At 61.9% G+C, this 13,420-nt stretch carries 13 protein-coding genes; all 13 read right to left on the bottom strand.

Going from position 1 to position 13,420, the window contains the following annotated elements; all coding sequences use genetic code 11:
* Positions 1 to 6: 6 nt before the first annotated feature.
* The 13 genes from trbJ to CO731_RS01935 all read right to left on the bottom strand — a co-directional run bounded on the left by trbJ (position 7) and on the right by CO731_RS01935 (position 13,405).
* Complete coding sequence (gene trbJ, locus CO731_RS01875) at positions 7 to 756, bottom strand: P-type conjugative transfer protein TrbJ (protein ID WP_199914537.1); 750 nt, start codon at positions 754 to 756, stop codon at positions 7 to 9.
* Positions 753 to 3,302, bottom strand: a complete 2,550-nt coding sequence (gene trbE, locus CO731_RS01880; protein WP_108605705.1) for a conjugal transfer protein TrbE — start codon at positions 3,300 to 3,302, stop codon at positions 753 to 755. Before trbE ends, trbJ begins: the two co-directional genes overlap by 4 nt.
* 11 nt (positions 3,303 to 3,313) lie before the next feature.
* Entirely contained in the window at positions 3,314 to 3,589 is a 276-nt protein-coding gene (locus CO731_RS01885; protein ID WP_108605706.1) for a VirB3 family type IV secretion system protein, read from the bottom strand.
* A complete protein-coding gene (locus tag CO731_RS01890; protein WP_245439977.1) occupies positions 3,589 to 3,858 on the bottom strand; it encodes a TrbC/VirB2 family protein in 270 nt (89 codons plus the stop codon). The genes CO731_RS01885 and CO731_RS01890 overlap by 1 nt, the downstream gene beginning before the upstream one ends.
* An 82-nt stretch (positions 3,859 to 3,940) precedes the next feature.
* Positions 3,941 to 4,897, bottom strand: a complete 957-nt coding sequence (gene trbB, locus CO731_RS01895) for a P-type conjugative transfer ATPase TrbB (protein WP_199914601.1) — start codon at positions 4,895 to 4,897, stop codon at positions 3,941 to 3,943.
* 209 nt (positions 4,898 to 5,106) lie between these two features.
* A complete protein-coding gene (locus CO731_RS01900) occupies positions 5,107 to 5,559 on the bottom strand; it encodes a CopG family transcriptional regulator (RefSeq protein ID WP_108605709.1) in 453 nt (150 codons plus the stop codon).
* Positions 5,560 to 5,563: 4 nt separating this feature from the next.
* Positions 5,564 to 7,561 (bottom strand): conjugal transfer protein TraG, encoded by a 1,998-nt coding sequence (locus tag CO731_RS01905; RefSeq protein WP_108605710.1) that lies wholly within the window; start codon positions 7,559 to 7,561, stop codon positions 5,564 to 5,566.
* Positions 7,562 to 7,731: 170 nt separating this feature from the next.
* The gene (locus tag CO731_RS01910; protein ID WP_108605711.1) at positions 7,732 to 9,471 is read right to left on the bottom strand and encodes a VirD2 family relaxase/mobilization nuclease; all 1,740 of its coding nucleotides are present in this window, start codon (positions 9,469 to 9,471) and stop codon (positions 7,732 to 7,734) included.
* Between the two features lie 247 nt (positions 9,472 to 9,718).
* The gene (locus CO731_RS01915) at positions 9,719 to 10,798 is read right to left on the bottom strand and encodes a lytic transglycosylase domain-containing protein (RefSeq protein WP_245439578.1); all 1,080 of its coding nucleotides are present in this window, start codon (positions 10,796 to 10,798) and stop codon (positions 9,719 to 9,721) included.
* Positions 10,799 to 10,811: 13 nt separating this feature from the next.
* The gene (locus CO731_RS01920; RefSeq protein ID WP_108605712.1) at positions 10,812 to 11,138 is read right to left on the bottom strand and encodes a DUF736 domain-containing protein; all 327 of its coding nucleotides are present in this window, start codon (positions 11,136 to 11,138) and stop codon (positions 10,812 to 10,814) included.
* A gap of 42 nt (positions 11,139 to 11,180) precedes the next feature.
* Entirely contained in the window at positions 11,181 to 11,741 is a 561-nt protein-coding gene (locus CO731_RS01925; protein WP_108605713.1) for a S26 family signal peptidase, read from the bottom strand.
* Positions 11,738 to 12,202 carry a DUF2840 domain-containing protein gene (locus CO731_RS01930; RefSeq protein ID WP_108605714.1) on the bottom strand — a complete coding sequence of 155 codons (465 nt, stop codon included), beginning with the start codon at positions 12,200 to 12,202 and terminating at the stop codon, positions 11,738 to 11,740. The genes CO731_RS01925 and CO731_RS01930 overlap by 4 nt, the downstream gene beginning before the upstream one ends.
* Before the next feature lie 318 nt (positions 12,203 to 12,520).
* Positions 12,521 to 13,405 carry a replication initiator protein A gene (locus CO731_RS01935; RefSeq protein WP_108605715.1) on the bottom strand — a complete coding sequence of 295 codons (885 nt, stop codon included), beginning with the start codon at positions 13,403 to 13,405 and terminating at the stop codon, positions 12,521 to 12,523.
* Positions 13,406 to 13,420 lie beyond the last annotated feature (15 nt).

Genomic DNA, 13,420 nt, shown 5'->3' on the forward strand with positions numbered 1-13,420 from the left:
CCAGCCTCAGTCGTGGAACATCTTCACGGATGACGGGCTGTAGCCGCTGCCCGTCATGAAGCGACTGAACTGTTCTCGCGCCTGCTCCTGCGCTGCTGCCTTTCTTGCTTCTTCGAGCGCTGCCGCCCTTCCTTGCGCGGCGAGCATTGCCGTGAGGTCGGCCATTTGCTGTGCCTGCACGGCGAGCAACTGGTTGCCGGCTTGTGTCGCCTGCAACACGCCTACAGCCGACTGGCTGGCGCCGACCAATGCGCTGGTCTGTTCCTTGGTCCCCTCGATATTGTCGACGGCGACGGCTCCGGCCTTCAATGAATGTTCAAAGGCCGATACCGAGGTCTGCCAGCGCTCGCGTGCGCTATCGACAAGCTGCTGGCTGGAAAGCTCCGAACCGAATTTTTCGTAGGTGGAAGCGAACTGGCTCTCGATACCCTGGACGCTGTAGGCAAGCCTGTCGGCCTCGCCGAGCAGGCTCTTCATCTTGGAGAAATTGCCCTCGATCTGGCTAAGCAGCGTGGTCGGCAACGAGGTGAGGTTTTTCGCCTGGTTGATCAGCATCTGAGCTTCGTTCTGAAGCGAGGTGATCTGGTTCTGGATCTGCTCCAGCGCGCGAGAGGCCGAAAGCAGGTTTTCGGCATAGTTCCTGGGATCGAACACGATCAACCCCGACGCTGGCCACGACGACAGCCCAACAACAGCAGCGAGTGCGCCAGCTGCCGCCATGCGACGGATACGGCGACGTGCAAAAACGGACTTCATGAGGAAACCTCCCTTGCGGATTGGTCGATGACGTTGGTGAGCCCGGGAACGAGGTCGGCTGCCCAGGAGAGACCGCGATCGGCAAGCCAAGCCTCAAGGAAGTGTTGCCGGCCGCCCTCAGCGATGATCCGCTCGATCGCCGCCTGATCGGTCTTGGACGATGCGGCGCACAGCGACAGCGCTATCGGACCAAGGCCCAGTTCGAACAGCCGGTTGCCGCGGCGCGATTGGCAGTAGTAGTCGCGCTTCGGCGTCGCCCGGCTGACGATCTCGATCTGGCGGTCATTGAGGCCGAAGCGCCGGTAGATCTGGGTAATCTGCGGCTCGATGGCACGCTCGTTCGGCAGGAACAGCCGCGTTGGACTGCTTTCGACGATGGCCGGCGCAATCCTGCTGCTATCGATGTCGGAGAGCGACTGAGTGGCGAAGACAACGGAAGCATTTTTCTTGCGAAGGGTTTTTAGCCATTCGCGCAGTTGATCGGCGAAGCCGCCATCGTCGAGCGCCAGCCAACCCTCGTCGATAATCAGCAGCGTCGGCCTGCCGTCCATCCTTTGCTCGATGCGATGGAAGAGATAGGCAAGCACGGCCGGAGCTGCACCTGTGCCGATCAGACCCTCGGTCTCGAAGGCCTGAACGGGTGCCTCGCCGAGACGTTCATGCTCGGCATCGAGCAGCCGGCCATAGGGGCCGCCAATGCAATAGGGCCGCAGTGCCTGCTTGAGTGACGATGACTGCAGCAGCACCATCAGGCCGGTCATCGTCCGTTCCTGAACCGGCGCGCTGGCCAGTGACGTCAGCGCTGACCAGAGATATTCCCTAACCTCCGGCGTGACAGGCACGCCCTCGCGCAGCAGAATGTCGACGAGCCAGTCAGCTGCCCAGGCCCGCTCCGGCGTGTGATGGATACGGGCAAGCGGCTGTAGCGAAACGGCGTCGATGTCGTCCGAAAGATCCGCCAGGGTGAGCAGAGCAAGCGGATCGTCAGGACCCTGACCGCTCGACGCATTGCTTCCCAGATTGTGCCAGTCGCCACCCATGGCAAGTATCGCGGCGCGGATCGAGCCGCCAAAATCGAAGGCAAAGATCTGGTTGTTCTCGTATCGCCGGAACTGAAGTGCCATGAGTGCCAACAAGACTGACTTGCCCGCACCCGTCGGTCCGATCACCAGGGTGTGGCCGACATCGCCGACATGCAGGCTGAACCGGAACGGCGTTGCGCCTTCTGTCCTGGCGAAGAACAGCGGCGGAGCGCCAAGATGCTCGTCTGTTTCAGGGCCTGCCCAGACCGCCGAGAGCGGGATCATATGGGCCAGGTTCAGTGTCGACAGCGGTGGCTGGCGGACATTCGCGTACACGTGGCCGGGAATGCTGCCTAGCCATGCCTCGATCGCGTTGACGCTTTCGACGATGCAGGTGAAGTCCCGACCCTGAATGACCGTCTCGAGGAGCCGAAGTTTCTCGTCGGCGCTCGACGGATCGCCATCCCAAACCGTCAGGGTTGCGGTGACATAGGCCTGACCGATCTGGTCGGAACCGAGATCCTGCAGAGCCGCGTCGGCATCGGCCGCCTTGTTGGCGGCGTCCGTGTCGACGAGGACTGATGCCTCACTGGTCATCACCTCCTTCAGGATGGCAGCCACTGACTTGCGTTTGGCGAACCACTGGCGGCGAATCTTCGTCAGCAGTTTGGTGGCGTCAGTCTTGTCGAGCATGATCGCTCGCGTTGACCAGCGGTAGGCGAAGGCAAGCCGATTGAGTTCGTCGAGGATCCCCGGAAAGGTTGCGCTGGGGAAACCGATGATGGTGAGCGTGCGCAGATGGGCATCGCCGAGCCTCGGTTCCAATCCGCCGGCGAGCGGCTGATCGACCAGCAGCGCATCGAGATGCATCGGGGTTTCTGGCACGCGAACGCGATGGCGTTTGGTGGAAACGCAAGAGTGCAGGTAGGTCAGTGTCTCCCGGTCATCGAGCCAGAAGGCTTCCGGGACAAAACCTTCGACCAGCTTCAGCACCCGGTCGGTGCGGTCGACAAAACTCTTCAAATGTTCCCACGGATCGACGTTGGTCTTTTCCCGACCTTCGTAAAGCCAGCCCTCCATCCGCGACGCTTCCTCGGTCGGTGGCAGCCAGACGAAGGTGAGGAAATAGCTGCTCTCGAACAGGTCCCCGTTCGGCCGATGATCGCGCAAGCGTGGCGATCCCTGGTCGGGCGCATCCTCGAATTGCTCTCGCCGTTCGATCTCGAGCAGCGCCGATGCGGAATCTGGGAACCGGTCGTCAGGATAGTCGGTGGTTGGGTTGCGTTGCGCTTCCACAAAGATCGCCCAGCCGGACCCGAGACGGCGCAGCGCGCTGTTCAACCGTGCAGTAGTACCGACCAGTTCGGCCGGCGTCGCACTGTCGAGATCGGGACCGCGAAAACGCGCGGTTCGCTGGAACGAGCCATCCTTATTGAGCACCACGCCCGGCGCGACCAGTGCTGCCCAAGGCAAATAGTCGGCAAGACTGGTGCTCTTCTTGCGGTATTCGGCTAGGTTCATCATGGCAAAACCTCTCAGCAGCCGAAATGCGCGGGGTAGCGCAGGTGCCGGCGAACCACGTCGACGAATTGCGCGTCGCGCTTAGCGGCCCAGACGGCGGCGAAGTGGCCGATCGCCCAGATGACGAGACCAGCGATCCAGAGGCGGAGGCCTAGCCCAACGGCCCCGGCGAGCGTGCCGTTGGCGATGGCGACGGCGCGCGGCGCGCCGCCGAGCAGGATCGGCTCGGTGAGCGCGCGATGCACCGGCGCGAAAAAGCCGCGAACTTCTTCGTCTTCCAGCATAGTCATCAGACGAGCGCCCCGCCGCCGAAGGAGAAAAACGACAGGAAAAACGAGCTCGCCGCGAAGGCGATCGAGAGCCCAAAAACGACCTGGATCAGCCGACGGAATCCGCCCGACGTGTCGCCGAAGGCGAGCGACAACCCGGTAACGATGATGATGATCACCGCCACGATCTTGGCGACCGGCCCCTCAACGGATTCGAGAATCTGTTGAAGCGGCTCTTCCCACGGCATGGAAGAACCGGCGGCAAAAGCCGGCGCGATCATGATGGTCATACCGGCTGTAGTCGCCGCAGCCGTGGAAAGCAGTGCCGCAACCCTGGGCATAGACGATGAAGTAGAGCGGATCGGATTCATTTTAGAGCTCCATGGGGGATTGTGGTTCCATGTCTGGTTGGGTCTCGATGGCCTTGAGCATGCGGTAGTCGCCGGTGACTGTGTCGAGCCCGTCGACCAGCGCGATCTCAACGAGCCGGCGGGACGAGCCGCGACCGGCGAGCACAGCAACAATGTCGACCGTCTCCGCAATGAGCGCGCGTGGGACCGTGACGACGGCCTCCTGCACCAACTGCTCGAGACGGCGCAATGCGCCAAGGGCGGAACCTGCATGGATGGTACCGATGCCGCCGGGATGGCCGGTGCCCCAGGCCTTCAACAGGTCGAGCGCTTCCGCGCCGCGTACCTCGCCAATCGGAATACGATCGGGGCGAAGCCGCAGCGACGACTTCACCAGATCGGAAAGCGAGGCGACGCCGTCTTTCGTCCGCAGCGCCACTAGGTTAGGCGCCGCGCACTGCAGTTCACGCGTGTCTTCGATCAACACGACGCGGTCGGCGGTTTTGGCGACCTCCGCCAGCAGCGCATTGACCAGCGTGGTCTTGCCCGTGGACGTGCCACCGGCGACCAGAATGTTTTTGCGTTTTTCGACGGCGAGCCGCAGCACGTCAGCCTGGGCTTCGGTCACGATGCCGGCGGCGACGTAATCTTGGAGGGTGAATACGGCGACGGCGGGCTTGCGGATGGCGAAGGTGGGTGCTGCCACGACAGGCGGCAGCAGGCCCTCGAAGCGCTCGCCTGTTTCCGGCAGTTCGGCCGAAACGCGAGGGCTGTCGGCATGTACCTCGGCACCGACATGATGCGCCACCAGCCGGATGATCCGTTCGCCATCAGCCGGGATCAAGAGTTCATCGGTGGCGGAGAGCCCTTCCTTCAGCCTGTCGACCCAGAGCCGCCCGTCCGGGTTGAGCATGACCTCGACGATATCAGGATCCTCAAGAAAGCCGGCAATGGCGGGCCCAAGCGCCGTGCGCAGCATGCGTGCACCGCGCGACACCGCTTCCCTGCCGGCTTGATGATTGATTGCCACGATGATCCCCATTCTTCGCGGCGAATTGGTTCGTGCCGCTGTCGGGGATGATTAGAAGAGGCAGGAATATCGACCTTGCAACAAGCAAAAAGGGATGTCGTGATGCGACCTGCAGAGACTTGCAAAATGCGGTGCGGCGATCTCGCGCTTGGCCGTGCCTATCCCGCTGGCAAATCATCCTTGCCGGTTGGTGAGGCTGGCGGGACGTCCTCGGCGATTTCCTGCCTGAGTTTTGGCCCTTTGCTCAATCTGCGGCCGAGCGCGTCAATAAACCCGTCATAGCGCTGCAGTCCTTTTGCACGGGCTTCGGCCTGCGCAGATTCCGGTAAAGCCGGCGTCGAGTTCAGCCAGAAGCGCACGAACAGCGCCATTGTCTCGATGGCGATGCCGACATCGCGCTCGACGCGCTGTACGCGCCGGTCGATTTGGTCGAGGCGGCGGGCGATTGCCGCCTCCTTCCGTTCCTCAGCATCCGGGGACAGGAACGAGGCGATCGCTGCCTCGGCGATTAATGATAGCGACACGTCGCGCCGAGCAGAATAATCGGCAAGCGCGTTCATCACGTCCGGATCGAGATAGGCTGAGAGCCGTTTTTTCTTCGTGTTCTTCATGGGCTCAAAGCTCAATGCCATCATTGGGATCGAGGGCGGCCTGCCGTGCGGTGCGCCGCATTATCTGATCGACCGCACGCCGACGGATGGCATCATCGTCGGGCTCGTCCCGGTCGAGGTCGAACTCGTCATCGAGATGAGCCGTGCGCCGAGGCGCGATGTCCTCGTGTTCGGGGAGTTCGGGCTGGCGGCGAATGCCGCCATTTGCAGGGTCCTCGTCATGCGTATCCGTCAAGATCTGCGATTGGAGAGCATTGCCTTCCGACGCCGCGGCGACTGTTGCGCTAGTCCAGTCGTCGGGTCGCGACGTTCTTTCGGTCGTTGCAGGCTTCGGTGGCGCCACGACACGCTCGGCAAGGCGTGGATCGACGAAGTAGCGTGCCTTCTTCGCCCGGATCGGGAACAGGCCCGACACCATTACAATGGCATCGGTCGGCGGAAGTTGCATGATCTCGCCGGGCGTCATCAGCGCACGCGCCGTTTCCTGCCGCGAGACCATCAGGTGTCCGAGCCAGGGCGATAATCTGTGGCCAGCATAGTTCTTCATGGCTCGCATCTCAGTTCCCGTTCCCAGCGAGTCCGAAACGCGCTTGGCCGTCCGCTCGTCATTGGTGGCGAAGCTCACACGCACATGGCAGTTGTCGAGGATGGAGTTATTCGGCCCATAGGACTTTTCGATCTGGTTGAGAGACTGCGCAATCAGGAAGGACTTGATGCCGTAGCCCGCCATGAAGGCCAACGCGCTTTCGAAGAAATCGAGCCGGCCGAGAGCCGGGAACTCATCGAGCATCATCAACAGACGCTGCCGTCGGTCCTTTGCGTGAAGGTCCTCAGTCAGCCTGCGGCCGATCTGGTTGAGCACGAGGCGGATCAGCGGCTTGGTGCGACTGATGTCTGAGGGCGGCACGACCAGATAGAGCGTTGTTGGCCGCTCGCCCTCGACAAGGTCCGCGATCCGCCAGTCGCAACGTGACGTCACTTTCGCCACGACAGGATCGCGGTAGAGGCCCAGAAAGCTCATGGCCGTCGAGAGCACGCCCGATCGCTCATTCTCCGACTTGTTGAGCAACTCGCGCGCTGCCGATGCCACGACCGGGTGCGGACCGGCGTCGCCCAAATGCCGCGTCAGCATCATTGTGCGCAGAGTTGATTCGATGGGCCGTTGCGGATCGGAGAGAAAGCTGGCGACGCCGGCAAGCGTCTTGACGTTCTCGGCATAAAGCACATGCAGGATGGCGCCAACCAGCAATGCATGGCTGGTCTTCTCCCAATGGTTCCTCCGTTCGAGTGAGCCCTCGGGGTCGACAAGGACATCGGCGACGTTCTGGACGTCACGAACTTCCCATTGCCCACGTCGGACTTCCAGCAATGGATTGTAGGCGGCCGAGCCCGCGTTCGTTGGATCGAACAGCAGCACACAGCCGAAGCGTGCTCTCCATCCGGCCGTCAGCTCCCAGTTCTCACCCTTGATGTCGTGAACGATCGCCGAACCCGGCCATGTGAGCAGCGACGGTACAACCAGGCCAACGCCCTTACCGCTTCGGGTCGGCGCAAAGCACAGCACGTGTTCCGGACCGTCGTGGCGAAGATAGTCGTGCTCTAGCTTGCCGAGCACCACGCCATCCGGACCGATCATGCATTCAGCGCGAATTTCGTCGCGTGTCGCCCAGCGCGCCGAACCATAAGTGGCAGCATCCTTTGCCTCTCGCGCCCGCCAAACCGACATGCCGATAGCAGCCGCGATTGCGACGAAGCCGCCGCTCGCCGCGATCAGCGCACCCTCGACGAAAACCTCTGGTGCATAGGCATCGTAGAAAAACCACCACCAGAAAAATGCAGGTGGTGGATAGACGGACTGGCCGGCAAGTTCGAACCAAGGCGAACCAAGTTGTGGCTGGAAGCCGAGCCGCCAGGCCGTCCATTGTGTCGCGCACCAGGTGGCGAAGAGCACGACCGAAAGGACGGTGACGACTTGACCCCACAAAATTCTGGTGGCCGGCATTTTTCGTCTCCCGAACTGAACAGTCAGGAGCGGATAGAGAATGTCGGGACCTAGCGCAGGCAAGAAGAAATGGGCGATAAAGGCAACCGGTCGTGTGCTGACGTGAAAAGACTTGCTTAAGGTAGGCGGTTCAGAGTGGGTAGCTCTACCTTACCTACACTTGGGATCGCTCAAAGCCCGATTCCTCGCTTCCTTCCGACATTCCAATCCACTCCCCCACTGGCTTGTGCAATGCCAGCAACGTGGTCGCCGAGATGCTTCTCGATCGATGAGGACCACGGCACCAGCCTAAAACCGAGGCCATCGTCGACCATGGCGAAGCGGCCGGAGGCGAGCGAGAAACGTTGCCGGTAAATGCCGGCCACATGATCGCCATCAGCGGCCTTCACGAATGACAAACCTGTCTCGACGGCGAGCCGGGAGCCAAGCACCTCGACTTCCCGGCTGCGCAGCGTGTCGATCAAATTGCTTGAGAGGATGATGCGTCGTCCGTCAGACCGCGCAAGCCCGTGCTCGACCAAGTGATTGGTGCGGTCCTCAAGCGCCTGTCTGACCTTCTGACCGAAGCCGCCTTCGCCAAGTTCCGCAGGCTCGCGCGCAACAAGCTGTCGGTCGAGCCAGGTGGCGCCGCCAGCCTGGATCTGCTCTTCGAGCGAGAAGTCGGAGCGAACGGCGAGCGCAAGGCGTTCACGACCTTTCGCATCGTTGTAGCGGCGAAGCTCGACGACGGAGCCCGGCACTGAATCCCCGGCGGCGTCGAGATCACGAAAGCGGATGTGATGCGTACGTCCGTCGATACCGTCGACAATGGCATAGGCCGAGCCACGCAGCTCGTCATCCAGGCCGCGCTCCAGCAGCCGGCCTATGACGGGCGCGTCGATTTCCTCGGCAGCAAGGACATAGCCAGCCACTGTCTTGTCGATGCCATGACCAGCGAGACTGCGATGTATTCGCTTGATGATGTCGCCGCGCTCGCCGAGCGCACGCAAGGTGGGCTCGGCTTCCTCAGCCATGGTCCATTGGCCAGGGCCGAACTCGCTGGCGAGGCCGAGCTTTTCGAGCCTGCGAAGACGTCCGACCTTAAGTGCCAGGAACTCGTCTGGTTGGCGGTCGGGACGCGGCGCCACATCGATTATGCCGTGGCGATCAACGTCACGAGTAAGCTGCCGATCGAGCTGTGTCCAACGCTCAGTGTCGACCTGCCGCTCGATGGTCCTGCGAATGTCTTGGTCTGTCCGCAGTCCCAGCGTCTGGGTGAGAATGTCGCTCGCGCGGTCGCGCATTCCCTGACGGATGTAGTCGCGCGAAATGACGAGGTTCTCACCATCATCAGTAACGCCCCGCACAAGGATATGAATGTGCGGATGTCCGGTGTTCCAGTGGTCGACACCAATCCAGTCGAGCCTCGTGCCGAGGTCGCGCTGCATGTCGACCATCAGGTCGCGAGCGAAGCCTTTGAGGTCGCCCAACTCATGGGCATCGTCCGGCGAAACGATGAAACGGAAATGGTGTCGGTCGTCCTTGCATCGTTCGGCAAAGGCGTCGTGGTTGACCTCGTCAGTCTCCGGCCCAAACATCTTTGCCTTTCCGCCGTCGCGCGTTACGCCTTCGCGGCGGAGATATTTGAGATGCGCGGCAAGCGGTGCAGCGCGACCGAATTGACGCACCACGCGCGCCTTGATGACGGCACCGCGTGAACGGCTGGTGATGAACCGATTAGCGCGGATGCTCGCCGACCTGCCACGGCCGAACGTCGAAGCGCGTGGAGAGACAATGCCGCCCTTGCGAGAAATATGCCCGCCTGCCCGCTGCGCGGCCGCAAGCGCCTGGAAGATAAAGGGCCGTGCGCGCTGGCCGGCGCGCGATCGGATACGGCCAGGACGGACACGAAAACCATCGTCACGGTTCATGGATGATGTGCCCGCGAGGTGCGACTTCCATTGGAAAGATTGAGAAGTTGGTCAGAGCACACATCGCAAGTTTCCTGCGCACATCGCAAAACGCGGCGAAAATCGTAAGAAAAACAAACAACCGACCGAGCCGCACATCGCGGCCCTTTATCCTGCCATCCCTCCCCGCGCACCCAGGAAACCAACCCTCCCTCCGCAATTTCTGCGACGGAGCGGGCCAAAATGCGATTGACCAGGCATGTAATGATCATTGTGACGCGGCTGAAGAACGCTGAACAAACAGGCCATGCGCAGCAGGATTCGGTGCGATTGTATCGCTACCGGAGGAGATGCCCGACAGCGGCTCGAAAGCCGTCAGATCGGTGACGGCGCCACCAATCGGCGGCTCCATACTGGATGAATAAGTCGCCGTGAACATGGCCTCAGTCTCAACGTCCGCGCCACGGTCGCCATACGATGCGGCGACATTCCGAATGTTGCCCGTGTGCGTGAAAACCGTCGAACCGAGTGGACTCGCCCTACCCGCTCCTTGCCGTGCACTCGTCGAAATGGGGACCGCACCACTGATCAGCGGTGCCAGTTTCCTGACATAATCGATCGTCTCGCGCGGCAGCGGTCGGCTGGTCGAAAGGTGCTCCTCGTATCGCCCAGGACCGGCATTGTAGGCGGCGAGGAAGCCATTGGGGCCGAAGCGGTCGAGCATCTCTCGGAGATACGCTGCGCCGGCAAGAATGTTGTCGCGCGGCTGATAAGGATCGTTACCGAGGCGGTACTTGGTACGCAGCTCTTGCCACGTCGGCGGCATGATCTGCATCAAGCCCATCGCGCCCTTGCTCGACACCGCATGAATGTCACCAATACTCTCGACATGCATGACGGCGCGAAGCAGCCGCTCGGGAATGGCAAAGCGTTTGGCGGCCTCCCGGATATGCGCCGACCAGGGATCAGACAATGAGATGGCGTTGCCGAAGTGCGCCGACCGCTCACGATGTGCGGCAGGCTCAGCGCAGACGGAAGACGCTGGAAGGGCGAGTATGACGAATGCAGACAGCATCGTCATACTGCTGCGGGTGACGGCGCATGCACCACTATCCTGATGCGTCGGCAGCCTGCCACCGTGCTCGCTTCCGTCAAGGGCACGGCTTCGCCGACCGAACTTGCTTGCCGCAAATTGCGGCGCGATGAGCGCCCGCAGCGATTGGCAAGCGTCCGGTCGCCCTTGACCTGCGCTGCGCGCGGCAGCCGTCTGACGGGCGATCGGGTCGAAGGGTTTGACCGGCGCCCGATCGATCAAAGGGTTTGATGCAGAAAGTTGGCTGAGGCGCAATCGGAGCATCCGATCAGCCTCGATCGTCGCGTTTCGACGGCCGGCTCCAGTGCAAGCCCCAGACGCTCTTCTCGGCATCTGACTGGAACAGGTTGGCACGGATCGGCTGCGTAAAGGACGGATCGTCGACGGAGACTGAAAGATAGCTACCAGCCTTCTCGCCGGTGCGTTCCCATGCCGCGCCGATCTCCATGCCTTCGCAGAAGACGCGGTGATCCGGCGCGTTTTCGGCATCCGATTTCTCGGCAGGCAGGATGGCGAGCTTCACATCGAGCGTCAGCGTTGAAATGTTGCCGAAGAAGCCGTCATCGTTGCGGGTGAAGGTGCCGATCTGGGCCATTGCGGTGCTCCTTTGATAAGCGTTGCTAAGGGTTGGGCGCCGTCACGGCTCGCGGTGATCCGCTTCGCCGGAAACATCGGGCGCCGGAGAGGTGCTGTCGGTGGTCCAGACCGGGACCGCGCGGCCGATGATCGAAGTGAGCGGCAGCGGCCCGAAATAGCGGCTGTCAAAACTGTCGGCTGCATCCCAATTCATGAGGAAGACTTCGCCATCGGTAATGACGCCACAGCCCTGCCAGACGAACAGCGGCCGACCACGACTGTCACGCTCGCGCGCATGTCCAAAGGTCAAGCCACGGACAAGGATCGCGGTGCCGCGACGGCAAACGGTCTGTCCGCCGAGTGCCAGCACACGCTTCAGAAGCGGCACGCCGTTCGGCAGATAACCGCGCTCCGCAAGGAAGCCCGCCAGCGGCTCGGGCGGCATGACGACGGCGATATCGGCAACATTGATCCTGTCGACCGGCTCGACGCGGTAGAGCCCCATGGGGACGCTCGCTGATGCGTTCCAAATGAACTGCAGTCGATGGCCGGCCCACACTGGCGCGGCGACCAGGACCGCACTGCCGAGCATCATGGCAATGGTCGTTGCGCGCATGCTCATGGCTCAATCCTGCGGCGCAGGAGCCATGCCTCATGGCGCTGGCGTGTGTAGGGCCTGGGCGCCTCTCTAGCTGCGAGCCGGCTGTGGGCATGCCGCCAGTAGTCCGGCGAGGCGTCAGCAGGATCGATGTCGATCGCCTCGACAGCGTCTATGATATTCAGCACCTTCTCGACATTCGGCCATCCGATAGCCATGAGTAGGATGTCAGCGCCAGGACGCACATAGGCGACTGTCGAGCAGCGCTCGCCGATGGCAACGGCGCGCAGGATGTCGATGCGCGAGGCGACGGTGCCAAAATCGTTGGCGGTCCAGCGAACGAAGGCAAAAATGCTGCCGGGCGCGAAGGTGACAACACGACGACTGCGATCGATAGTCCTGTTTGCGGCAACCTTGCCGAAGCGGATGTAGTTCTCGATCCGCTTCTTCAGCCACACAAGTTCGACATGGGTGAAATTACTCATGCTGGCCTCCGTGACAGGAGGCACCAGCAGCCGAGAAGGCGAAACGGGCGTCGGAGACATCGGCTGCGATCTGGGAGTAAGAACAGATCTCGTCGCTCGCTAAGACCGACGGGGCAACTCTCCGCTGTCGTCCACAGCCGTGTGGATCAGCGCTTTGCGTTAGAAAGAATCCGAAGGATTCACAGTTAGAAACGTTAGAGGGCCGCGTTCGGCAATCGCCACAAGGACTTAAGGCCGATTTCGGTTCCTGATAGCACGGGAATCCGGTTCCCGATGGCACGGGTGTTGCGGTTCCTGATAGCACGGGCCTGTCCACAGTCATTTCACAACCTTGATTGTGCGACCGCGCGGTGCGCGACGGGTTGTTAGGGTGTTGGCGAATGGATCGCCCGGGTCGGGTTGGAAGGTCAGGCGCGATCGGCCATCGGGATCGAGGGCGAGCGCCAGTCGGTAGCCGGGCAGCGGCTGACTGCGGACGATCTCGCGCAGGTCGAAGGTGAAGCGTTTGAACGGCGACAGGCTGCCGGACTTCAGATGCAGATGACGGAGATCAAAACTCCAGCCTTGGGCCTGATGGCCGCCGTGCTTCCGTACGAGGCGATAAAGCCAGCGCTCGAGGCCACCTGTCAGCCCGAAATATTCGCGGTCGATGGTGAGGATCAGGGCATCGTCAATGATGCCGGCATAAAACCAGTCCGGCAGGACGAGTTCGATGCCGAGCGGCCGGCCACTAGCGTCCACTCGCTCCCTCCATTCGTTTATCCAGGAGAAGCGATGGCGCCGTCGCTCGGACGACTGGCGGATAGATGTGGCGACTGTCGTTGATTGCAGCCGGTCGAGCGCAGCCTTCAATCTGTTGTAGCTATGGGCGGAATCGCCACGGTCGATGAAGGCAAGGATCTCGTAGGGCGTAGCCGACATCAGGCGTGATGTGCGAAGGCCGTTGTCGCGTGCGTCGACGATCTGGCTGGCCGCCCAGATCAGGATATCCGCATCCCAGATCGTCGCCATGCCATGTTCGACCGTCGCTTCGACGCGGATCGACACCTCGCCCATGCGAAAGTCGATCGGTGTCACGCGGCGGGATTTGGCGAGTGAGAAGAACGGCCACGACATGAGGTCTTGCGCATCGCGTGGCGCGATGGCGCCTGAGCGGGCATGGAACAGCTCAAGCTGAATCTGGTCGGCCGAACGATGCCGCATTGGCGCCACCCCAGC

It is taken from the genome of Aminobacter sp. MSH1 (assembly GCF_003071665.1).
In the GTDB taxonomy this organism is placed as follows: Bacteria; Pseudomonadota; Alphaproteobacteria; order Rhizobiales; family Rhizobiaceae; genus Aminobacter; species Aminobacter niigataensis.